The sequence below is a fragment of the Arthrobacter sp. Soil762 genome (genome assembly GCF_001428335.1).
Taxonomy (GTDB): Bacteria; Actinomycetota; Actinomycetes; order Actinomycetales; family Micrococcaceae; genus Arthrobacter.
In genome coordinates, this window is sequence record NZ_LMSG01000005.1 from 12523 (window position 1) to 35476 (window position 22954).

Genomic DNA, 22954 nt, shown 5'->3' on the forward strand with positions numbered 1-22954 from the left:
AGTGAGAGAGCGTCGGCCGAAAACCCGCAGAAAGTGAGAGAGCGTCAGCGGGCGCGCTCAACCCGCTTTTCGTCCCACACTGGCTCGGCGGATTCGTAGACGCGGCCGTCGGAACCGAACACCAGGAACCGGTCGAAGGTGCGGGCGAACCAGCGGTCGTGGGTGACTGCCAGGACGGTTCCCTCGAAGTGGTCGATGGCCTTTTCCAGCGCCTCGGCCGAATGCAGGTCCAGGTTGTCCGTGGGCTCATCCAGCAGCAGGAGCGTGGCGCCGGAGAGCTGCAGCAGCAGGATCTGGAACCGTGCCTGCTGGCCGCCGGAGAGGGACTCGTACTTCTGCTCCGACTGCGACGCCAGACCGTAACCGTCCAAAGCTCCGGCGGCTGCCTCGCGGCCCAGGCCGGACCGGTGCTCGTCGCCGCGGTGCAGAATCTCCAGCAGGGTTTTGCCCAGGAGGTCGGGCCGGACGTGGGTCTGGGCGAAGAATCCGGGCCGGATACGGGCGCCGAGTTTCACGGTCCCCTCGTGCGGCACTTCGGCAATATCGACGTCGGACACGGGGAGGTGCTCCCGTTCCGGGTCCGTCCCGCCCGTGGCGAGCAGGCGCAGGAAGTGGCTCTTGCCGGAGCCGTTGGAGCCGAGCACACCCACGCGGTCCCCGAACCACACCTCAGTGGAGAACGGCTTCATCAGCCCGGTCAGTTCCAGTTTCTCAGCCACAACGGCCCGCTTGGCGGTCCGGCCGCCCTTCAGGCGCATGCGCACGTTCTGCTCGATCGGCAATGCTTCGGGCGGGCCGGCCTCGAGGAACTTGGCCAGGCGCGTCTGGGCGGCCTGGTAGCGGTTGGCCATGTCGGAGCGGAAGGCGGCCTTGTTCTTGTACATGTTGACGAGTTCCTTGAGCTTCACGTGCTCCTCGTCCCAGCGCTTGCGGAGCTCCTCGAAGCGGGCGTTCCGGTCTGCGCGAGCGTCGACGTAGGAGCCGAAGCCGCCACCGTGCACCCAGGCACCGGCACCGTTGATGCCCGGCTCGAGGGTCACGATGCGGCCGGCGGCATTGTTGAGCAGCTCGCGGTCGTGGCTGATGAAGAAGACAGTCTTTTTGGACTCGTTGAGCTTGTCCTCCAGCCAGCGCTTGCCAGGCACATCGAGGTAGTTGTCCGGTTCGTCCAGGAGCAAGAGTTGGTCAGGTCCCGCGAACAGGGCCTCCAGCACCAGCCGCTTCTGCTCGCCGCCGGAAAGGCTCGACGCCGGGCGGTTCTGTGCGCGGTCAAAGGGCAGTCCCAGGGCGGCCATGCAGACCTCGTCCCAGACAGTCTCCACGTCATAACCGCCGGCATCCCCCCAGTCCACGATGGCCTGCGCGTACCGCATCTGGCTGGGCTCGTCGTCGTGCTCCACCATCGCGAGCTCGGCCTCGTCCACCTCCCTGGCCGCGGCAGCCAGGGCCGGCGGAGCGGCGGATACCAGCAGATCTCGGACGGTGGAATCGTCCCGGACCTGGCCCACGAACTGGCGCATGATGCCCATGTTTCCGGAGCGCCCGATCACACCTTCGTCCGGTACGAGGTCGCCGGAAATGATCCGGAAGAGGGTGGTCTTGCCCGTGCCGTTGGGGCCGATCAGGGCGGTTTTGGTTCCATCCGGGACCTTGAAAGTCACGCCGTTGAGCAGCTGGGTGCCGTCGGAGAGGAAGTAATCAATACCGGAAATGTCTATGTGGGCCACGCCAACAATCTTCCCACGCCCGCCCTACCCGGGTTTTTGTCCAGATAATCTGCCTTCGAGGCAGTTCTGCGCGCATTATCTGGACAAAAACCCGGGGGCGCTAGCCGGCGGCGGTCAGGAACTGCTTGAGCAGCGGACCCGACGTGGTGGCTCCGAGGCCGCCGTCCTCGACAAACACGGCCACGGCCAGGTCACCATGGACAGCCACAATCCAAGCGTGCGTCTTGGGCGGGTTCTCCTTGCCGAACTCCGCCGTACCGGTCTTGGCACCCACCGGCGCGCCGGGAACTGTCGTCAGGAAGCCCGCGTGGCCGGACGTGACTACAGCCCGCATCATGTCGGACAGCGCCGCGGCCTCGGCGGCAGTGATGGGCTGGCCGGACGCCCTGGCCGGCGCTTCCGGCGTAACGGTCGACGACGGCGACGCGCCCTCCGCGGTCGTCCCGCCGGAGGTGTCTGCCGCGGCAGCCCCGGCGTCGGGGTTCAGGACCAGCTGCGGTGAGACGGGGGATCCCTTGCCCACGGAACCGGCCATGATGGCCGCTGCCAGCGGGGACAGGAGCACCTTGCCCTGGCCGATCATCGAGGCGGCATGTTCGGTGCCCGCAGCCTCGCCCGGAACGGACCCGAGGAACGCCGCGGCGCCCAGCGCGGGGGCCTCCACCGCCACGCCCATGGCGACGGCGGCAGCCTCGAGCTGGGCCTGCGTGACAGTGTCGCGCGCAGCGATGAACGCCGTGTTGCACGAGTGGGCAAAGGCATCGCGGAGTGCCACGGACCCCAGCGACGTTTCCGGGTAACCTTCCGCGTTCTTGAACGTCCGGCCGTCCACGGTAAGGGTGGGTGTGCATTCCACCTTCGAATCGGGTGTCAGGCCGTTGCGGAGCATGGCAAGCGAATCGACGATCTTGAAGGTTGACCCGGGCGCGTACTGGCCTAGCATGGCGGTGTTGTAGCCGTTGCTTCCCGGGCCTGAGGCCGCAGCGAGAACGGCCCCCGTGGAGGGGCGGAGCGCCACGATGGCCGACGCCGGGCCTACACCGGCAAGGGTGCTCTCGGCAAGTGACTGGAGGTTCGGATCAAGGGTTGTTTTCAGTGGCGTGCCCGGGGTCGGTGCCATCTCGAAGACCACCCTGCGGGGATCCGTTCCGGCGGCCTGGATCTGTTCGCGGGTCAGGTCGGCCCGCTGCGCACGGATCACCACGGCGTCGGTGCCGCGGAGCTGCGCGTCGTACTGCTGCTGGAGCCCGCCGATGCCAGTCACGTCGCCGGCGGTCAGGACGCCGTCGGACGCCTCGATCTGCTCGGCCGTGGCCTCGCCGACGGTGCCGAGGACTGCCCTTGCGAACGTGCGGCTGGGTGCCAGCGGCTGGGCTTCCGGGATGGCGCGGGCACCGGGAATGGCCGTGATCTGCGCGTCCGTGACGGTGCGGCCCTCATCACGGAGAGTGATGGCCCGGACGAACGCCTCGGCACCGGAGGCCGCAACCTGTTGGGCATAGGCGGCGGGATCCACACCCACCAGTTCGGCCAGTTTGGTGGCTGACGCGGCGGCGTCCGCGGATCCCAGAAGCAGTCTGTCGATCCCCACGTTGACCACGGGACGGTACGTGACGAGCTTCGCGTCACCCGCGCCCAGGATGTCGGCGCGTTGCGGCGACTGGGTGCCCTTGCTCAGGATTTCGTTGTCGGCGAGTCCGGGGACCAGGGCTGCCGGCTTCCAGACCGCCAGCCAGTTATCCCCTGACTTCGTGAACTCTGCGGAGACCGTGTATTTCCACTCGCCGGTGCCGATTTTCCAGGTGTAGTTCAGCGGAACGGTTGCAGTGTCGCCGTCCAAGGTGAGCTCGCCGGCCGCCACTGTAGGTTTGTCCGGCTCCAGGGCCTTGAAAACGTCCTGGACCTGTTGTTTGGCCACCCCGGAGTCCTTGCCATCAAAGGCGACCGCGCCGACGTCGAGCGTGGAAAGAGCGGACGCAAACTGCTTAGCCGCGCTTTCGGCACCCCTTCTGCCGTCGTCGCAGGCAACCAGGGAGGCGCCGAGAATGAGTCCAGCTATGGCAAGTGACAGTTTCTTTGAGTTCCCCACGGCGCTATTATGCCCCGATTTGGAACGCGCTTGCTGTCACCCATTCCGCGCGAACGGACAGTTGACGCCCCAATGATTTGCGCGAAAGGACACTTGAGGACCGCTGTCAGGGGCTTAAGTGTCCGTTCGCGCAGGCTTAGGGGCCGGGTTCAGAGGCCGAGCGAAGGGACCCCAAGACCAAACATGTCCTTCAGGGCATGTTTCGCGGCGAAGTACCCTGGCATGCCCGTGACGCCGGGGCCCGGCGGCGTGGAGGAGGAACAGAGATACACGCCGGGCACGGGTGTCCGCCACGGAACGCTAGAGACAACGGGGCGCTGGACAAGACCGCGCACGTCCATGATGCCGGCGCTGAAGTCTCCGCCCACGTAATTCCGGTTGTAGCTGGCCAGCTCCGCCGCCGTGGTCACGTGGGTCTGCACCACCACGTCCCGGAACCCGGGCGCGAAGCGCTCCAGCTGCGCGGTGACGGCCTCGCCCATGTCGCGGGTTGATCCGGCAGGCACATGGCAGTATGCCCACAGGATCTGCCGGCCGGCCGGCGCCCGGCCCGTGTCGAACCGTGATGGCTGGGCCACCAGGACGTAAGGGCGCTCCGGGTGTTTCCCGGCGGATACTTCGTTCTCGGCACGGGCCAGGTCAGCACGCGTGCCGCCGACGTGCACCGTTCCGGCGTCCCCCAGTTCCTTTGCTGCCCACGGAACGGGTCCGGACAGGATGAAGTCCACCTTGCAGGAACCATTCCCATAGCGGAACGCCTCCAGGGCTTGCCGGTACCTGGCCGGGAGGCTGTCGCCTCCAATGTTCAGCAGGCCCCGTGGGGCCACGTCCAGCAGGGTGGCACGCGCGCCGCGGAGTTGTTGGAGGCTCTCAATCGTCGCCCCCGTATGGATCACCCCGCCGTGGGCACGGATGTCGGCCTCCAGCGCGGCCGCAATGGAGGCCGATCCGCCCAGCGGAATCGGCCAGCCCTGGGCGTGAGCCAGTGCGGTGAGCATGAGCCCGGCACCGGCAGAGGCCAGCGAGGGCAGCTGCGAAACCGCATGGGCGGCCACGCCGCTGAGCAGTGCAGGCACAAGGTCCTCATTGAACCGCGTGTTCCACAGCCGCGATCCCTGCTCCAGTGTCCGCAGCCCGAAAAGCGCCGCTGCCAGGGGATCCCGGGGGATCCTGAGCAGCTGGTGCTGCGTCAGATCCATCACTCCGTCAATGCGGTTAACGAGGGGGTCAAGAAGCCTGCGGTAGGCGTCGCCGTCCCGGCCCAGGCCTTGGACCGTCCGTTCGAGGCTGTGGTAGCCGAGGGCCGCCCGTCCGCCGTCGAGCGGTGATCCGAAAGAAAGCTCCGGGACCACCAGGTCTATCCGGCGTGCCAGCTCGAAGTCGCGGAAGAAAGGGGATGCCAGCGCCATGGGGTGCACGGCTGAGCAGATGTCATGGAGGTGCCCCGGCTGCATCAGTTCGGCGGTGCGGGTACCGCCTCCGATGGTGTCCGCCGCCTCGTGGACTTCGACGGAGAGACCGGCGCGCGCCATCACGGCGGCTGCAGCCAGCCCGTTGGGTCCGGACCCGACGACGGCGACGTCAGGCATGGTGTTTCGCCCGCCAAGGGAGCACCGCGTGCGAGGGATGGCGGGGGCTGAACCGCAACCAGTCCGGGAGTCCGTCGAACGGCCCTCCCTGTGGATCATCGAGGTGATGGCGGCGGACGGGATCGTAGTCCGGATCGTAGATGTCCCATGCAACCCGGAACATCAAATATGCCGTTGCAAGCATATGTGCTGCCACAGCCAGGACGTAGTAGGGCATGTCAATATTGTGCTGGGTCGGGCCCTGGCTGGCCACCTGGCCCAGGTACATCCAGACGGCTGCCCAGTGCAGGCCCTCAACGCCCTGCCAAACGAGAAAATCCCGCCACCGCGGCCGGGCCAGCGCCAACAGCGGGATGAGACACAGGACATGCTGCGGCGAATAGACCTTGCTGGTCAGGACAAAAGCACCCACGATGAGAACCGCCAACTGGGCCAGCCGCGGCCGGCGTGCTGCTGTCAGCGCCACCGCGGCAATCATGGTGCAGGCCAGCAGGAACACAGCCAGCGCCAGCCAGTTGATGGTTGCGGGATCCAGCACCGGCCAGCGCAGCCGCCGGGCCACCAGGTTGTAGGCGAACCACAGGGACCCGTAGCCGGCTTCCCTCGTCTCGGTGAACCTGAAGAAGTACCCCCAGCCGGACGGGTTGGCCACCGCAACAGGCACGTTAATGGCCAGCCAGGCGGCTGCGCTGGCCCCGGCCGTGACCAGGAACCCGCGGATCCGCCCGGTCCGCAGGGCCAGCAGGAGGACGGCTCCGAGAATGAGGGCGGCATATGGCTTCGTCGCTGTGGCGAGGCCGATCAGGGTGCCGGCGAGGACCAGCCTTTCCCGCGAAAAACACAGCATCCCCAGCGCCAACAACGCCACGGCCCACATGTCCCAGTTGATGGTTCCGGCCAGCACGATGCCAGGTGCCAGCGCCACCATGGCCGCGTCCCAGGGGCGCCGTTGTGACATCCGGGCCGTAGCCAGCACGGTGACAATCCATACGGCTGCAACCAGAGTGGCATTAACGTCGAAGTAGCCAAGAATCCGCGCGTCACTGATGCCCTGGCCCGGGACCAACCAGGCAGTCACTCCGGCAATGAGTCCCATCAGGACGGGGTCTTCAAAGAGAGATCCCGGGCTCAGGACCGGGAACGTGCCATCCCCCAGGCCGCGGTTGCGGAAGAATTCCGGGAAGTCGGAATAGCACGTGGAATAGAACTGGCCGGGGCTCGACCAGCCGTTGGCCCGGCAGTAGCCCTTGATGGCGAGGCCGGCCAGCGCCGCCACTGCAGTCAGGATGATCAGGACACGTTCCACGGTAAAAACACCGGGGGAGACGAGGCCGGGCGCCGACCGGGCACCCATCGGCCCGCCGATCAGTTCCGTGAAGTTCTTCAGCAGCACGTCGCTGCGGCTCGGAACAACCAAGCGGGCGCGCCGTGGGTGCGCCGGTGGCTTCGTCTCCTGCATGTCTGAGAGCTTACCCGGGACATGCGCAGCCGGACCCTGGACTTCATGCCCGGACCTCGCCTCAGTTCATGCCGCGCATGTGCTGGTGCATCAGGACGAAAACGTCTTCGCGTTGCCGGTCCAGGAGCTGCCCGTTGAATTCCCGTCGGTCATCTCGGACAGACCGGTCAGCCCGGCCAGCCCGGCCAGCCCGGCCAGCCCGGCCAGCCCGGCCAGCCCGGCCAGGCATCCCCAGGAAGAATAGTGCTTTCTTCATTCTTTTGATCATGGTGGTCACCTCCTTTCGGCGTGTAATTGGGCATGACAAATAGAGCCATTTAATGTCGGAGCAATAACGGCATATTTAGGCAGGTAAAAGCCCAATGGTTATGAATTGTTCGCAAATGCGAAGAAAGACCCAGTTGCAGCGGCCGTGCAGACCCCAACAAAGAAGCTGAGTTCCGAACTATGGGGATGCCGCGTCGCCGCGAGGACCAGCCGTGAAACTGCGCCGACAGGAGACTTCCAGCAGGCGTCGCCTGAGGCGAGCCACTAGCGCGAGCCATCCGAGAAGGAAGTGGCCTGGATATACCTCATTGCAAGTGACGCCGCCGCCGGGGCGGGATCCGTTGCAGGCAGGTTAGGAGGCAGACACTCCATTAAGACGGCGCGCAAAAGCAGCAGAGGCCGGGTTCGCAGTGATGGTCATCTTCCATCCGCTAGTCAAAGTAATCATTTTCCCAACCTCCTTTTCCGTTATGCCGCCGCCTCGGCTGACTGGCCGGACAACGCGCGCCGCGACCCCGGCAAAGACGCTCTGGGGTCAGGAATAAAATTACCCTACGAATAGAGCAATGCGCCACTTAATTCGCAAAGTTTTTCAAGAAAGTTTATGAATGCGCTTTTAGAGACCCCAGCGGACAATGGCCGGGGTCCTCTTATCCCAGCCGAGCGTGCAGACTTTCGCGGTTCCCAGGATGAAATGGCGGCCTTCGGCGGGCGGCAGTTCCAGCCAGCGCGCGGTGAGGATCCGGGAGAAGTGCCCGTGCGCCACGATCAGCACGTTGTCCAGCCCGGATTCCAGCACGCTGGCCACAATCTTGTCGGCGCGGGCTGCCACTTCGTCCAGGGATTCGCCGTTGGGCACACCATGGGTCCAGATCAGGTAGTCCGGGTTGTCCTTGCGGATCAGGTCCGAGCTGATGCCTTCGTAGTCGCCGTAGTTCCATTCCACAGCCAGCGGTTCGTGCTGCGCGTCAGGGTAACCTGCCAGTTCGGCTGTGCGCCGGGCGCGGCGCAGCGGGGACGTCAGGACCAGGTCGAAGTCCACCTGGTCCAGCACCTTGCGCGCCTCCACGGCCTGCTGCTCGCCTTCCACGGTCAGGGGCAGGTCGGTGAGCCCGGTGTATTGCCCGCTCTTGGACCACTCGGTCTCACCGTGGCGCAGGATCCAGAGTTGGGGGCGGGGCGCGGTCATCGGGTTGGTCATTTGGACTCCTCGTTCGGGGAAGGTACGACGGCGGCGGGAAGTTCTTCTGTTTCCGGAACCGGCGGTGCCGCCTCGGGCTGCTCCGCCCACCAGGCGAGCAGCCTCGATTCGGCGTCGTCTGGTTGCAGCGGTCCGTGTTCCATCCGTTCCTCGAGCAGGTACTTGTAGGCACGGCCCACCACGGGTCCGGGTTTGAGGTTCAGGATGGCCATGATTTTGGCGCCGTCCAGGTCGGGACGGACCGCGTCCAGGGACTCCTGCTCGCGCAGTACGGCGATCCGGTCTTCCAGGTCGTCGTAGGCGAAGGCGAGCCGTTCAGCCTTCCGCTGGTTGCGGGTGGTGACGTCCGAGCGGGTCAGCCGGTGCAGCCGTTCCAGGAGAGGGCCGGCGTCCGTGACGTAGCGGCGCACGGCCGAGTCGCTCCAGCCGGCATCGCCGTAGCCGTAGAAACGCATGTGCAGCTCCACCAGCCGGGCCACGGCCTTGATGGTGTCGTTGTCGAACCGCAGGGTCTTCATCCGCTTGGCCGTGAGCTTGGACCCCACCATGTCGTGGTGGCGGAAGCTGACCGCGCCGCCCGGTTCGAAACGCCGCGTAGCCGGCTTGCCGACGTCGTGCATCAGCGCTGCGAACCGCAGCACAAAATCGGGGGCCGGCACGGCGCCGTCGGCATCCGTTTCCAGGGCGGCGGCCTGTTCCAAAACCTGAAGGGAGTGCTGGTAGACGTCCTTGTGGCGGTGGTGCTCGTCGGATTCCAGCCGGAGCGCGGACACCTCAGGCAGCACAAACTCGGCGAGGCCGGTGTCCACCAGAAGGTCCACACCGACCCGGGGGTTCGCACCGCAGATGAGCTTGACCAACTCATCACGGACCCGTTCAGCCGAGATGATCTTGATCCGCTCGGCCATCTGGGTCATGGCCAGCCGCACGTCGTCGTGCACGGAAATACCCAGCTGCGATGCGAACCGGGCAGCGCGCATCATGCGGAGGGGGTCATCGGAGAAGGAGGCCTCGGGTGAACCGGGCGTCGCCAGGACAGAGGCGCTGAGGTCCCGGACGCCGCCGAACGGATCAATAAGTTCAAGGGAGGGCAGCCGCAGCGCCATGGCGTTGATGGTGAAGTCGCGGCGCAGGAGATCGTCGGTGAGTGACGTGCCGAATGCCACCACGGGTTTGCGCGACTCCGGATCGTAAGCCTCGGCGCGGTAAGTGGTGATCTCGATCTGGAAGCCGGCTTTCCGCATGCCGATCGTCCCGAACGCGCGGCCGATCTCCCAGAAGTTGTCCGCCCATTTCTTGATCAGGGCAACTGTCTGACCCGGCGTGGCGTCCGTGGTGAAGTCCAGGTCCGGCGAGGTGCGTCCCAGGAAGAGATCCCGTACCGGACCGCCCACCAGGGACAGCTCGTGGCCGGCGTCGACAAAGCGCTGCCCGAGCTCCAGGACCACCGGGTCCACCTGGAAATCGACGGTGTTGGAATCAATCTTGTGATGTGCGTGCGCCATAGTTACTTAAGCTTGTCAGAAACCAGCGGCTTGGCAGGCCAAAATCTCCTCAAGATCGCGCCTATTCGCCTACAGCCCCTCAAAGTGCGTCATACGCAGTCCACTTTGATGTCATGTTCAGGTCATCATGATCGGACAAGAGTCGTTAGAGTGGACTCCATGGCCCATCCCGTACCGAGCGCTCCCGGCAGGAGGACAAACGCACCGTTGCCGTCGGCAATTGGTGCCCACGTCGCGCCTGCCTTGCACTCGGCCCCGGCCTCGCTGCCCACGGTGGAGGAAATTTCCGCCGGCGGCGTTGTGGTGGACACGTCCGACGGCGAACTAAGGGTTGCGATCATCGCCCGCATTAACAGGGGCGGACGGCTGGAGTGGTGCCTGCCCAAGGGGCATCCGGAAGGCAAAGAAGATAACGAGCGTGCCGCAGTCCGCGAGATTGCCGAAGAAACCGGCATCGAAGGCGACATCCTGGCGCCGCTGGGCAGCATCGACTACTGGTTCACTGTCAGCGGGCACCGCGTGCACAAGACCGTGCACCACTATCTGCTGCGGGCCACCGGCGGCGATCTCACTATCGAAAACGATCCGGACCACGAAGCCGTGGACGTCGCCTGGGTCCCCATCAAGGAACTCGCACGGAAGCTTTCGTTCCCCAATGAGCGCCGCATCGCGGATCTGGCCCGGGACGTCCTGCCCGAACACCTCTAAGGCTGCGTCCGCCGGAGCCGCATGTATGCCTGCTCCGGCATACAGCCTGTCCGTTGCGGTACAAACAGCATCCGGGTGAGACGATGAACTCGATGTCAGCTACCAATCCCCCCTCCGATAAAACAGGCCGCGCCGCGCCGAGCGGAACCTCGAGTGAAACCCGGTCCAGCGCCATCATGGCTGCAGGCACCCTGGTATCCCGGTTCCTGGGCTTCGGCAAGACCTGGATGCTGGGTGCCGCGCTGGGCCTCGGCTCTACGGTTAACGACACGTTTATCAACGCCAACAACCTGCCCAACCTGATCTTCCTGCTGGTGGCCGGTGGTGTCTTCAACGCCGTACTGGTGCCGCAGATCATCAAGGCGAGCAAGGCACCGGACAGGGGAGCGGACTACATCAGCCGGCTGCTGACGCTGGCCGTGCTCCTGCTGCTGGGCCTCACCGCGCTGGTCACCCTTGCTGCTCCGTGGGTCATTGAGTTGACCACGCAGGGTTATTCGCCCCAGCAGAAGGCCTTGGCAGTAGCGTTCGCCTTCTGGTGCCTGCCCCAGATTTTCTTTTACGGCCTCTACGCCCTGCTGACGCAGGTCCTCAATGCCAACGGCGCGTTCGGACCGGCCATGTGGGCCCCCATCCTGAACAACCTGGTGGCCATTGGCGGCCTGGGCATGTTCATCTGGATCTTCGGCGAAAACGCCATGAATCCGCACACTCTGGACAACTGGGGGCCAACCCAGACCCTGCTTGTGGCCGGCTTCTCGACCGTAGGCGTTGTGGCCCAGACAGCCATTCTGCTGATCCCGGTGATCCGCCTGCGGCTAGGCCTCCGGCCCCGGTTCGGGTGGCGCGGAGTCGGCCTGGGCCAGGCAGCAAAGCTGAGCGTGTGGACGCTCCTGACGGCCGCCGTCGGGCAGTTGGCGTTCCTGTACGTCATGCGCATCGCCACCATTCCCGGCGCCGAGCGTCTCCGGCTGACGGAGGCGGGGGATCCGGCGGCAGAGATGCTGCCCGGCAACGCCGTCCTGGAAGTCGCCAGCCAGCTGTATCTGCTGCCGCACTCCATCATCGCGCTCTCCCTGGCCACTGTCCTCTTTAACCGGATGACGCGCGCTTCGCAGGATGGCAACCGGGCCGAGCTCCGCGATGCCCTCTCGCACGGCCTCCGCACGATGGCGGTGGCCACCGTCTTTGGCGCGCTGGCACTGTTCGCACTGGCGGGCCCGCTGGGCATGTTCTTCTCCGGTGGTCCGCGCCAGGACGGCGTCATGCTGGCCCAGACGCTCACCATCCTCGCTCTCAGCACCCCGTTCATGAGCGCCAACTTCATGATGTCGCGGGTCTTCTACGCCAATGAGGACGCCCGCACGCCGTTCCATATCCAGCTGCAGCTTGCCGTGGTCTACGTGGCCGGTGCCTTCGGGATCCAGTTCCTGCCGGCGGGCCAGATCATCTACGCCATCGCCCTCCTGTACATGGTGGGCAATATTCTCTCGGTGGTCATCAGCGCCTATTTCCTGCGCCGGCTCCTGGGCCACCTCGACGGCCCGCGGATCGCCAACTCGTATATCCGAATGGGCTATGCGGCGCTCGGGTCTGCGATCGCGGGCGCCGGGGCCCTGTGGCTGATGGGCAGCTACAGCGCCGACGGCTTCGCCTGGAAGGACCGGCTCGCCGCCCTGGTGACCGTTATCGTCGTCGGACCCATCATGCTGGTTGCCTACGTCTTCCTGCTGAAGGTCTTCCACGTCGAGGAACTCCGCGACCTCATGCGCCCCCTGTTGGGACGGCTGGGACGCGGCACCGGACCGTCCGGCGGCGGGGGAACGCCGTCGTCGGCTGCGGGTGCCGACGTTTCCGGAACGGAACGTCCGACGCCGGAACGCGCCACGGTCGCGGTGGACACCGGCCTGATTCCCCGGATTTCCGGCGAATTCGACGCCGCCTCCTTCCGCGCAGGACCCGTACCGGAACGCCAGGCAGCGCCTACGGCGCCAGCTGACAGCGCACAAGGGGAAATTGAAGGAGTGGCTAACGGGGGCACTGAAACCGCCGCGGGATACCTTCCCGCAGAGGACGTGCCCGGCACAGCGCGGGGCGGGCTGCTGCGCGACGAGATTCCCCTTCCCGGCCGGCGCACGTTCCAGGGCCAGGCCGGACAGAACCCCCATTTCAGGCCACGCCGGCCTCGGAAAAAGTGATCTTCTCGCGGTTTTTGGTTGCCTGTCGACCACGGCGGCCATAGCCGATCGGCTAGGATCGACAGTGAACAGGGGTAGTTGCAGGCAAGCGCAGACCGGCTCGCCGGCTGGCTTTTGGCCGGCTTCTGACCGGCGGTGGCATCATCTACGCCGGCATTCCCGGACAGTCTAGGAGGAACACGTGTCCCACCCGATCGACGTTGGATCAGTACTCGGCGGCCGCTACAAGGTCACAGCCACGGTATTGACCTCACACGACCAGGATCTGGTGCTGGACGGGGTGGACCAGGTTCTCAACCGACCGGTCAGCATTCTGGTCGCCGGCCCGGACAACACCGAACAAGTGGCCCAGAGCGCCCGCGAGGTGGCTACCGGTGAGCGCCCGGGCAACGTCCAGGTCCTGGACCTTGGGGTCACTGAGGCCACCACGTACCTCATCACCAACCACACGTCCGCGGCAGACCTGTTGGACCTCGTGGTTGCCTCCGACGCGCCTTACGTCGAGCCGTTCTTCACGGATACCCTGGGCAGCGAAATTTTCGGCCAGGTGCGTTCACACGAACCGGAACCGTACGACGACGAAGAGAACGTCGACGCCGGGTATATCAACTATTCGGACAATCACCCCAGCCAGGTTGACCCACGCCGGTCTGCCGCACCGGTTGCTCCGCCGTCTGTACCCCCGGTTGTTCCGGCCCGTCCGCCGCTCCGCCCGGCGGTCCGTCCGGCGTCGGGGCCTGCCAAGGCCGCTGGAGCAGGGGCCGCCGCCGCTGGCGCCACGGCCGCACATCAGCACGTCACTGCGCCGCAACCGGTGCAGGCTGCGGAGAACCGCCCAGTTTCCGGACCGGCCGAGCCCAAGGCAGGTGCCGGATCCGATTCTCCCAAGGTCTCCCTGTGGTCTGGGGACGACTATTCCAACGGCTCCCAGGACGCAGCCTACGACGAACCCGTGGTCTCCCGAGCGCCGGAACGCTCCGATCGCGCGGCGGGCGCCTTCCCGTCGCTTGCCCGGAAAGTGTCTCCTGCGGCCGCAGTACCGCCTTCCGGCGGGACGGATGACTATTACGATGACGACGAGCCCGAGCGTGAGCCCCGCTCGATGCGCTGGCTGGTGGGCGGGCTGCTTGCTGTGGTGCTGATTGCCGGGCTGGTCTTTGCGGTCACCAATCTGGGCAGTCTATTCAAAACGGGCCCTCAGGCCGCCCCGTCCTCCACGTCGACGGGCTCCACCCAGCCAAACACCGGGTCGCCTTCACCCAACCCGAGCTCCGCAGCGCCGGCGGCACCGCCTGCCATTGACAACATCACCCGCCAAGGGGATTTTGACTTCGCAGGCACCTACGACGTGGATCTTGTGAAGGCGTTTGACGGCAACGCAGCCAGCTACTGGTCAGACATGGAATTTGCCACGGAGGGCTGGGGCGGCCTCGCAACCGATGGCGTGCCATTGTTCGTCAAGCTGAAGAATCCGGCAAAGGTTTCATCCATCACCCTGACTCAGCTCGGAGCCTCGGGCGGCAATCTCAGTGTCTTCACCAATGACCGTCCGTCACTGGACGGAGCCAAACTGGTGGGGACCAACAGCTTCACGTCAACAGATCTGACCATGCCACTGGCCGAGCCGGTGGACGCACAGTACGTGATCGTGTCCATCAAGACGCTCCCCAAGCTGGCTGCCCCGAAGACCCGCTATGGCTTTGGCATCCGCCTGGCGGAAATCAAGATCCAGTAGGACCACACCTGCATCGTTCCAGTTGAGCCGCGGCTGTTCTGCCCGGAGCATTGCTCCGCAGTAACAGACGCGGCTCAACTGATTTCAGACGGTAATCTGGTAGGGCGTCCCGTCCAGGTGACGGGGTTATGGCCGCTGATGGTTCCTCCGTTCGCGCGGCGCCCGGAATATTCACTACGTAGATTCAGTTGTGCCATGTGGCCGGCCGCAAAAGCCGGCGCATCGACTAAGGAAGAGGTTCACCGTTCAGTGAGCAACGCAGAAAACACCGCGTCCGAAGTACGTGATGTCATCATCGTCGGCTCGGGCCCGGCCGGGTACACGGCCGCTGTCTACACGGCGCGCGCCAACCTGAAGCCCTTGCTTCTGGCCGGATCAGTTACCGCCGGCGGCGAACTGATGAACACCACCGACGTCGAAAACTACCCTGGCTTCCCCGAAGGCATCATGGGGCCGGACCTCATGGAGAACTTCGAGAAGCAGGCAGCCCGGTTCGGAACGGAAATCCAGTTCGAGGACGTCACAGCACTGAACCTCGACGGCGACATCAAGACTGTCACCATCGGTACCGGCGAGACCTTCCGTGCGCGGGCCATCATCCTGTCCACCGGATCCGCTTACCGTGAGCTGGGCCTGCCGAACGAAAAGCGCCTCTCCGGCCACGGCGTCAGCTGGTGTGCAACCTGCGATGGTTTCTTTTTCAAGGACCAGGACATTGCGGTCATCGGCGGAGGAGACTCGGCCATGGAAGAAGCCCTCTTCCTGACCAAGTTCGCCAAGTCCGTCACCGTTGTACACCGCCGCGACACACTCAAAGCTTCCAAGATCATGGCGGACCGCGCCCTGGCCCACGACAAGATTTCGTTCATCTGGAACAGCTCCGTTGAGGACGTCATCGGAGCGGACAAAGTCACTGGGCTCAAGATCAAGAACCTGCAGGACGGCACCGTGTCAGACCTCGCTGTCACAGGCGTCTTCGTCGCCATCGGAAACGACCCCCGGACCGACCTGGTCAAGGACTCCTTGGAGATCACGGCGGCCGGCACCATCGCCGTCGAGGGCCGGAGTTCCAAGACCAGCATCCCTGGCGTTTTCGCCGCCGGCGATGTTGTTGATCCCACCTACCGTCAGGCCATCACGGCCTCCGGTTCCGGATGTGTTGCGGCGATCGACGTGGAACACTACCTCGCAGACCTTCACGCATAATTCCGCGTACCCGCCGTTCGAAGAGAGAGACAAGGTTATGAGCAACGCTAAAGACGTAACAGATGCAAGTTTTGCTGTGGACGTACTGTCCGCCGACAAGCCAGTAATTGTGGACTTCTGGGCTGAATGGTGCGGCCCCTGCCGGAAGCTGGGACCCATCCTCGACGAGATCTCGGTCGAATACAGCGAGAAGGTTAATGTCGTCAAGCTCAACGTCGACGACAACCCCGCCATTGCCGCCGAGTACGGAATCACGTCCATCCCCGCCGTTTACCTCTTCCAGGACGGCCAGGTGAAGAGCACTGTTATCGGCGCGAGGCCGAAGCAGTTCTTCGAAAAGGAATTTGCGGACGTTCTGTCCTAATCAGGTAGGGACTTCGGTCCCATATGACCAGTGACACCGGCCTGTGGCCACTGCTTCCATGAAGCGGTGGCCACGCGTCTTTAAGACCGAGCCCGTCGAAGCACAGCCATATTGCATCAACCGTCATTCGTTTCCTAACTTCACTGATTGCTCAGAGTCGCTCCTGGGGATCCAGCGAAGGGATGAGGGTCAAATTCTATGAGGGCTGGTGGGCTGAAATCTCCGACTAGTCACCCGGTCGTCATCCCAAAGTCCGTGTCTCCAGCCTCGGATTCTTGTTTCACGTGAAACATTGACGATCGAGCTTCAGAGCCTCGTACGCCTGGTTTCGCGCACGTGAGGCAGTATACAAAGTGTTTCCAGATTCCAGCTCGCTACGGGACTTCTAATGCCCACCGACGCGAACCCGAGTACGTTGTTTCACGTGAAACATTGGCGATGGCGAAACATGGACTCAGGTGAAACATCGACGATTCGTCAAGCCAAGCAGCATACGGTGTGGCCACACTCGCCGGACGGGCGAAATTTCTTCGAGGGCAGTGCATGCTGATCCTTACAACCGCGTGCCCTTGTCGCACGACAATGCCGCAGCCATTCAGTTCGACAGCCTTGAATTCAGTTGAGTTCAGTTCGGCTCACGACGGTAAATCAATCAACCCAGGCTTCCATTTTCGTGACGTTCATACTGTGCGCACTGATGCGTACCTCGCACTATGTTTCACGTGAAACACTGCCGAAGCTGCGTGAGTCTGCTCCCTCCAGCTCCTACTGGCCTGCCCGACGGCACTTCGAGCCAGTCCTCAAGGATCGGGTTCACGCGATGCAGCAACTATTGCGACTCGTCCACTCGCTGAGGAGAATGGCCGCGGCGCACTCAGACACTAGATCGAACTCTGAGCAGCGCATGGCAATTGGATTAGGTGGCCTGGTGGCCTTCACGCCACGTTTCACCCCGCGTGGGACAATATGGAACCGGCGCAACGGACTACCGTAGGCACCCTGACCAGGCCGGCGCTCCAGTCTCGCTGGCCGTCCATGGTCTGAACCAAACGCCAAATCTCGCAGTTGACGCCTAGAAGATCGGGGTTCCAAGGGTTGGTCAAACTCACCGCTGGCACTCGGGGGAGTCGGCGCTGAACGGAGGAGGCCAAGGGACGCCCGGAACGCCAAGTGACTGCTGTAATGCAAGGATCCGAGCAATTGAAATAGATCCCCTACATCAAATGGCACTGTCTCTCGTAAATGACTGGCCTCTCGAAAGTGGCTGCCAGGTGAGAAATGCGCACAAGCCTCACCGCTAAACCCCAGCACGTCGGTATCACGCCGCGACCGTATCCAGTTCAGTGGCAGCCTGACCGGCCGCGACAGTCCAGTCTTGGCCACCGCATGTCGACGACACAGCAGCGGGCAACTCAAGATTCGGCGACCCCGGAAGCACACTCACGCAGCGTTGGGAACGCACCCGCACAGACAAGTTGCCAGCAGACGAATTCGGGACCCTAGGCCTGCAGACTCACAAGCCCATCCGCCGATACCTGCAGCCTCGGTTGGTGTCTCAGGAGCCCCACGGAGATGGCTCGGGTCGCGCATTCGGCCTGAACTCGCCGCGCTGGTGGGTCCATTCGGGATCAATCGTCGTATTGTGCGAGGTGTCCATTGATGCGAAGGCTGAAGAGGCAGCACATGCGGAGATTGTCCAAGCCCGATACTGTCCTCAGCCGCCCGCAACGACGGTCTCGACACACACCTGTTGCGGCCGCATCCCTTGACAACGCCGAGCTCGTCTTAGCGGGCCATACCAGGAGACTTCCTGCGCCCCACGGATGCGGGCCGGCAAAGACGGCATGAGGACACGGATGTTCTTCCACGCCGGACTGTTTCACGTGAAACAGTCCGCCTCCGGCGACCACGTCGTGGATGGCAAGACTTCGAGCGTACTGTTTCACGTGAAACGAACTGAGCGAAATCTCCGTCCAAGCCTTCCCGGGGATGGATACCAAGGACGCCGGCTTCGCATGTGATGGATGCATCTTCAGAGGCCAACTGCCAGATGGCCGCAACCCCACGTCAAGCTAGTTGCGCCAGGACCGACAATTCGTAGACACCCGGACCACCCTTACTCAACCCAGGCACACGAGGAATACCCTCCTCACCGCACGAATTCTCTGCACTGCCGAGCGCCCTCAATCCTGCCATCGGGCCCTATGGACGCTTCCGTGACGGCTGAGCCTTCGCCCAAGCCCTGCGGTCTGCTGCGTCGATGGAGGACCGTCAGCCTGAACCCGGACTGGAAGACAGTGATCGCCGTGTACCTGCCCGTGGCCCAAGTAGACGCTGTGGCTTCGCCGCCACACACATCTCTGTTCGCAAGATCGCTACGGCTGCCGTCCAGTCAGCGAAGGACGGTACCACCGCCACCTTGCTCGGTGATCAGCGAAGACGGTATCGGAACCGCCTGCCCGGTCGTCAACATGTCTGTCCGCACTGCAGCTCCCGACCGGAGCGCCACGCGTCGGCATGTGCCGATAGGATGCGCGTCTGAGCAAGGCACCGGTCACCCAGCTGCGAACGCATCCTAGGGCAGGTCATGAATCAGCTGGCCAATGCCGACTTTCCTGTTCGAACGGCGGAGCCTTGGGTGCCCGACCAACTCCACCCCAAAGACCTCGAGCAGGTGATGAATGTCAGCGGATGACAGAATCGTATCCATCCGAAGTGTGACTGTTCGGTTCGACTGGAGGGTTCCATCGCATTGATGTCCACAGACTTCGAAGTTATCCCCAAATGTTATCCACACCGATATCCACAGGATTATCCGCCGGCCTGCAAATTGTGGATGCAGTACCCCTAGTGCCGTTCTTCAGATCAGCCGACACCCTCAAGCCGGCGTTGCTCCATGGACGACTACCACGGATGAAGCGCATGCTCACGTAAGACTGGAAATATCGCCGGAAATCCAACTATTGAAGTCGCTTTCCGTCCCAAAAGAGAGTCTGGATCGGCCTCGGTAATGTTTCACGTGAAACGGGACTGCAGGCGCTATCCAATGCTCGCGCGGACCGCTCGTTGCAGGATCCGCTGGTGTGGGCCAAATCTCTTCGTGATACATTCCACCAAGCAATCTATCCACAAAGTTATCCACAGCGATATCCACCGTGATATCCACCACGCAATTCACACCTACGGGCCCAAGGCTGTCTTGGCTACATCTGTTGTTGTGGCAAGATTGCCGCACACGATGATGCAGACTGGGCCGAGGAATCATGATCTTTCGGGCATTCTCTTTCCCCTAAACCAGGCTGCTGTCCGCCTGGCTAGCTGATTCATCTTCGGCCGGACCATGACATGACGTAGTTGCAGTTCTGGTCGCTTCCCCGTCGGGTCCGAACCTTTCCGAACAGTCCCTTCTGTTTCAAACTGCTGCACAGCAAGACGACTCGGTTTCCACCAATTCCTTCCATTCCCGGACTGGGCCTATTCTGTGCACCCCGCGGTCATGTCCTAGAGGGGCGAAGCCAAGTCGCGGACTGGTCCAGAGACCGCACTAAGGCGAGCTACCTAGCATCATGATGGGATGGCTTGGAGTGTCGCAGTCCTGCCCAGGGGTGGTTCCGGATGAGGCAGTCGGCGACCCTATTGGCCACGCCACAGGATCGAGGCGCGCTCCCGAGATACGTGTGTATCAAGGTGTCCTCCTGCGACTCGCGTGTATCGAGGCGCCCTGCAGATTCGATTCCGTCGACTTCCCATCTCCACAGACTGTTTGACGAAAGGCCTCGTTGGGGGCCGAGGCCTTACCTGCCCCACCTGCCTGCCTGCCTGCCTGCCTGCCTGCCTGCCTGCCTCAGCAGATGCTACCTATGCGCCGGCGTGCGGCCAGCCGCACGACCCTCCCGAACATTCTGAGATGCCTCAACCCCAGGCGTCGACACTGGCCGCCAACTCAAGGGTCCTCGGATGTGCCAGGAAGCTATCCGTTCAGGCTAACTGCCCGGCGGATGGAACTCGGGGGTCAGGGTTGGGCCACGGCGGACGGGACAAGCTGGACTCACGCCATGGCTCTGCACTGGATACGAACCCTCCGGACGGCTTGCCAGGGTCCCCGAGCCCTGGGCGGGCATGCGCTGGGTCAGCAGGATGTCGCCAGTCGCGGGCCGTCACTGCCGGCGAGGGACTGGGGGCGGCATCATCCTCGAGGCGTGAAGAGGCCATCGTAGGCTCCCAGCCGCTAGCTCCAAGGTCCGTGAATTGTCTCTGTTCCCACGGCGATCGGGATGGGAGAGCGCCTGGGCTGCATGTTTACAATCCGAGTCGCAACCCGCTCGCCGGCGCCGTGAGGGCGTCGGGGTGTCGGGGTGTCGGCGCGTCGGGGCCATCGAGCGATGCCGGCACGGTGCGCTGGACTCGTCACGATGTTTCACGTGAAACCATTTGGAAGCCGACCGGGCGTATACCGAGCCTGCCCCGCAATCTCGGCTACCCTAACGAAGCGTGGTCACCTGCTTCTGTAGGAGTGTTTCTGCCCGACTTTGGCTGCGGGCGAAGACCCTCGGATGCTGCAAAGCCGAATTCACTTCACCGCAGCCGCAGCCGTAGATCAGGTGACGCGCTGGCGACATCACGCGCCAAGAGCTTTAGACCATACCAACTTCATGCTTGTTCTCGATGGCGCCGCCGCCTAGATCCGGCACCTCCCTGTTGATGTTCCACGTGAAACATCACCCGGGAGGCGCCTTCCCATCTGAACCCGACGCTGCCGTACCCGGATGTTGCCGAACCCGGATGGTGCCGAAACCAGATTGAGGGTCAGAGGACTATCTGGCGACAGGTCTGGGGGAGACGTCCACCCTGGCGCATCCCCGTAGTCAATGAGCCAGCCGGAGGCTGACGTCCAACAGCTGCACGGGTGCGTACGTTGCACACCAGCTCCCTGGAAGGGAACGGGGCAAGAGCGTCGAACTCGGTGTTCCCGCCGCTTAGCAGGATGAGCACCGCACCGACTGATTGGAAATTATGCGAATCGACGCAGTCTTCACTGCTTCGAAGCAACGGAACCCATTGGGTGCCCAGCATCACGCGTCGCATCGAGGTGTCCGGCGATCCGTCGAATCCTCCACTCTCCTGCCTGATAGCCGCCTCGAGAGCTCGCGGCTCCGCCATCTCCATCGCCCTCAGTGCCAACCTCTTGTGCGTCAGCAAACCCGAAGCCACAGAAGTCCACCGATGCCGCGGGAACACAAGCAGAGAAGCCAATCGTTGGCGGAGTCCAGTCTTAGGCGAGTCCAAGTCTTTAGAGGATTCCAAGGCAGCAGACAGTCCCAAACTCGCGTCCCACAACGGACTATTCCATAGGGCCCAGAATGGTACGCCATGCCAACCGCGGGCTCGATCCCGGGGCGCGGCACAACCACGATGGCCACGCCAGTATCAGCTCCGGGAGTGCAACGATGACGTCGATACGGATGGAAGGTGGATACAGACGAAAGAAGGGCCTGTTTCACGTGAAACAGGCCCTTCTTTGAACAGAGAACGCTAGTTCTCAGATCCTGGCGCAAGAACATCCATGATGCGGTTCAGGTCTTCAACACTGGCGAATTCAATGCTGACACGCCCCTTGCGGACACCCAGGGAAATCTTGACGTTGGTGTCCAAGCGGTCTGACAACGAGGATGCCAGATAGTCCAGGCGCTCATGGCGGGCTCCCGGACGAGGGATGTTGTTCTTGGCAGGCTTCGCAGGATCCTGATATAGAGTGACGGCCTCTTCGGTTGCCCGAACAGACATGCCTTCAGCCACGATCTTCTGGGCGAGGCGTTCCATGGCTGCTGCATCCGGCAGGGCGAGCAGCGCGCGCGCGTGGCCAGCGGAAATAACGCTGGCCGCCACACGACGCTGAACCAGGGGCGGAAGTTTGAGGAGACGCAGCGTGTTTGAAACCTGGGGACGTGAACGGCCAATGCGGTCCGCAAGCTGCTCGTGAGTGGTTCCGAAGTCTTCAAGCAGCTGCTGGTAGGCCGCTGCCTCTTCGAGCGGGTTCAACTGGCTGCGATGCAGGTTCTCCAGCAGTGCATCCCTGAGGAGGTCATCATCAGTGGTGTCCCGGACAATGGCAGGGATAGTCGCCATCCCGGCCGCCTGTACTGCCCTCCAGCGACGCTCACCCATCACCAGTTCGTACGGTTCTCCACCTTCTTCGGTTGAAGTACGAACCACAATTGGCTGGAGGACGCCGATTTCGCGCACGGAGTGGATGAGCTCCGCCATGTCATCGTCATCGAAGACTGAGCGGGGCTGTTTACGGTTCGGATGGATGTCGGTGACCGGAATCTCGGCAAAACGCACGCCCGGGACTTCCACGAGGTCAACACCGTTATCCGGCGTACTGCTCTGGGATTCAGGCGCCTCGAAAACAGACACGCCAGTCGCGCCTTCAAGTGGCGTGGGCGAACCGTTCACCGTCGATGTAGCTGCATCGACCTTTACAGGAGTTTTCGCAGGAACCTTGGCGGGAGCTTTTGCGCCCGGCAGCTTCTCTGCTGCCTTGGCCGGCGGATTCGCGGGGGAGGCCGTTCTCGGCGCGGCTGGTTTCTTCGTTACCGATGCGTCGTTGGCCTGGGCCGGCGCAACCGGCTCGGAAGCAACCGACTCCGAAGATAAAGCATCTGAAGCTGCCCCACCATTCCCTGAAGCGTCGTCAGGGGACGCGACTTTCTTACGGCCTTCAGGGAAGAAGAGATCCACGGGGCGCGACACAGCGCCGCCGTTGCCCGACGCACTACCGGCGGAACTTGGAATGAGTGCGCCAAGACCGCGGCCTAGGCCACGTCGCTTTTCGCTCATGGATAAATCCCTCCGATGGAAGAGTCAGACCTTGCCGGACTCCGGTTGTTGCAGTTCTTGAAGATT

Annotated in this window: 13 protein-coding genes; 6 read left to right on the plus strand and 7 right to left on the minus strand. The window is 63.5% G+C overall.

Annotation, left to right across the window (positions count from 1 at the left end; genetic code table 11):
* Positions 1–44: 44 nt before the first annotated feature.
* The 4 genes from ASG77_RS06315 to ASG77_RS06330 all read right to left on the minus strand — a co-directional run bounded on the left by ASG77_RS06315 (position 45) and on the right by ASG77_RS06330 (position 6864).
* Positions 45–1727: an ABC-F family ATP-binding cassette domain-containing protein gene (locus tag ASG77_RS06315; RefSeq protein WP_056342685.1), complete on the minus strand. Its 1683-nt coding sequence runs from the start codon at positions 1725–1727 to the stop codon at positions 45–47.
* 100 nt (positions 1728–1827) lie between these two features.
* Positions 1828–3816, minus strand: a complete 1989-nt coding sequence (locus ASG77_RS06320; RefSeq protein ID WP_056342688.1) for a penicillin-binding transpeptidase domain-containing protein — start codon at positions 3814–3816, stop codon at positions 1828–1830.
* Positions 3817–3965: 149 nt separating this feature from the next.
* Positions 3966–5405: a phytoene desaturase family protein gene (locus tag ASG77_RS06325; protein ID WP_056342691.1), complete on the minus strand. Its 1440-nt coding sequence runs from the start codon at positions 5403–5405 to the stop codon at positions 3966–3968.
* Complete coding sequence (locus ASG77_RS06330; RefSeq protein WP_056342694.1) at positions 5398–6864, minus strand: glycosyltransferase family 87 protein; 1467 nt, start codon at positions 6862–6864, stop codon at positions 5398–5400. Before ASG77_RS06330 ends, ASG77_RS06325 begins: the two co-directional genes overlap by 8 nt.
* Positions 6865–6949: 85 nt before the next feature.
* On the opposite strand from ASG77_RS06330, the gene ASG77_RS21695 reads away from it, so the two are divergent.
* Positions 6950–7108, plus strand: coding sequence for a hypothetical protein (locus tag ASG77_RS21695; RefSeq protein WP_156380193.1), 159 nt, complete (start codon positions 6950–6952; stop codon positions 7106–7108).
* A gap of 639 nt (positions 7109–7747) precedes the next feature.
* On the opposite strand, the gene ASG77_RS06335 is transcribed toward ASG77_RS21695, so the two are convergent.
* Both ASG77_RS06335 and ASG77_RS06340 read right to left on the minus strand, forming a co-directional pair.
* Positions 7748–8332 (minus strand): histidine phosphatase family protein, encoded by a 585-nt coding sequence (locus tag ASG77_RS06335; RefSeq protein WP_056342697.1) that lies wholly within the window; start codon positions 8330–8332, stop codon positions 7748–7750.
* Positions 8329–9837, minus strand: coding sequence for a CCA tRNA nucleotidyltransferase (locus ASG77_RS06340; RefSeq protein WP_056342700.1), 1509 nt, complete (start codon positions 9835–9837; stop codon positions 8329–8331). The genes ASG77_RS06335 and ASG77_RS06340 overlap by 4 nt, the downstream gene beginning before the upstream one ends.
* A 207-nt stretch (positions 9838–10044) precedes the next feature.
* On the opposite strand from ASG77_RS06340, the gene ASG77_RS06345 reads away from it, so the two are divergent.
* The 5 genes from ASG77_RS06345 (at position 10045) to trxA (ending at position 16048) form a co-directional block, all read left to right on the plus strand.
* The gene (locus ASG77_RS06345) at positions 10045–10545 is read left to right on the plus strand and encodes an NUDIX hydrolase (RefSeq protein ID WP_056342704.1); all 501 of its coding nucleotides are present in this window, start codon (positions 10045–10047) and stop codon (positions 10543–10545) included.
* Between the two features lie 92 nt (positions 10546–10637).
* Positions 10638–12743, plus strand: coding sequence for a murein biosynthesis integral membrane protein MurJ (murJ, locus tag ASG77_RS06350; RefSeq protein ID WP_056342706.1), 2106 nt, complete (start codon positions 10638–10640; stop codon positions 12741–12743).
* Positions 12744–12924: 181 nt separating this feature from the next.
* Entirely contained in the window at positions 12925–14478 is a 1554-nt protein-coding gene (locus ASG77_RS06355) for a hypothetical protein (protein WP_056342709.1), read from the plus strand.
* A 249-nt stretch (positions 14479–14727) separates the two neighbouring features.
* A complete protein-coding gene (gene trxB, locus ASG77_RS06360) occupies positions 14728–15684 on the plus strand; it encodes a thioredoxin-disulfide reductase (protein ID WP_056342712.1) in 957 nt (318 codons plus the stop codon).
* Positions 15685–15721: 37 nt separating this feature from the next.
* Positions 15722–16048: a thioredoxin gene (gene trxA, locus ASG77_RS06365; RefSeq protein WP_056342714.1), complete on the plus strand. Its 327-nt coding sequence runs from the start codon at positions 15722–15724 to the stop codon at positions 16046–16048.
* A gap of 5532 nt (positions 16049–21580) precedes the next feature.
* Here the strand turns inward: trxA and ASG77_RS06375 are convergent.
* Positions 21581–22888 (minus strand): ParB/RepB/Spo0J family partition protein, encoded by a 1308-nt coding sequence (locus tag ASG77_RS06375; RefSeq protein WP_056342719.1) that lies wholly within the window; start codon positions 22886–22888, stop codon positions 21581–21583.
* Positions 22889–22954: the final 66 nt, after the last annotated feature.

Coding starts and splice junctions, on each gene's coding strand:
- ASG77_RS06325 (WP_056342691.1), bottom strand. CDS start 5,405: ATGCCTGACGTCGCCGTCGTCGGGTCCGGACCCAACGGGCTGGCTGCA.
- ASG77_RS06330 (WP_056342694.1), bottom strand. CDS start 6,864: ATGCAGGAGACGAAGCCACCGGCGCACCCACGGCGCGCCCGCTTGGTT.
- ASG77_RS06335 (WP_056342697.1), bottom strand. CDS start 8,332: ATGACCAACCCGATGACCGCGCCCCGCCCCCAACTCTGGATCCTGCGC.
- ASG77_RS06340 (WP_056342700.1), bottom strand. CDS start 9,837: ATGGCGCACGCACATCACAAGATTGATTCCAACACCGTCGATTTCCAG.
- murJ (WP_056342706.1), top strand. CDS start 10,638: ATGTCAGCTACCAATCCCCCCTCCGATAAAACAGGCCGCGCCGCGCCG.
- trxA (WP_056342714.1), top strand. CDS start 15,722: ATGAGCAACGCTAAAGACGTAACAGATGCAAGTTTTGCTGTGGACGTA.
- ASG77_RS06375 (WP_056342719.1), bottom strand. CDS start 22,888: ATGAGCGAAAAGCGACGTGGCCTAGGCCGCGGTCTTGGCGCACTCATT.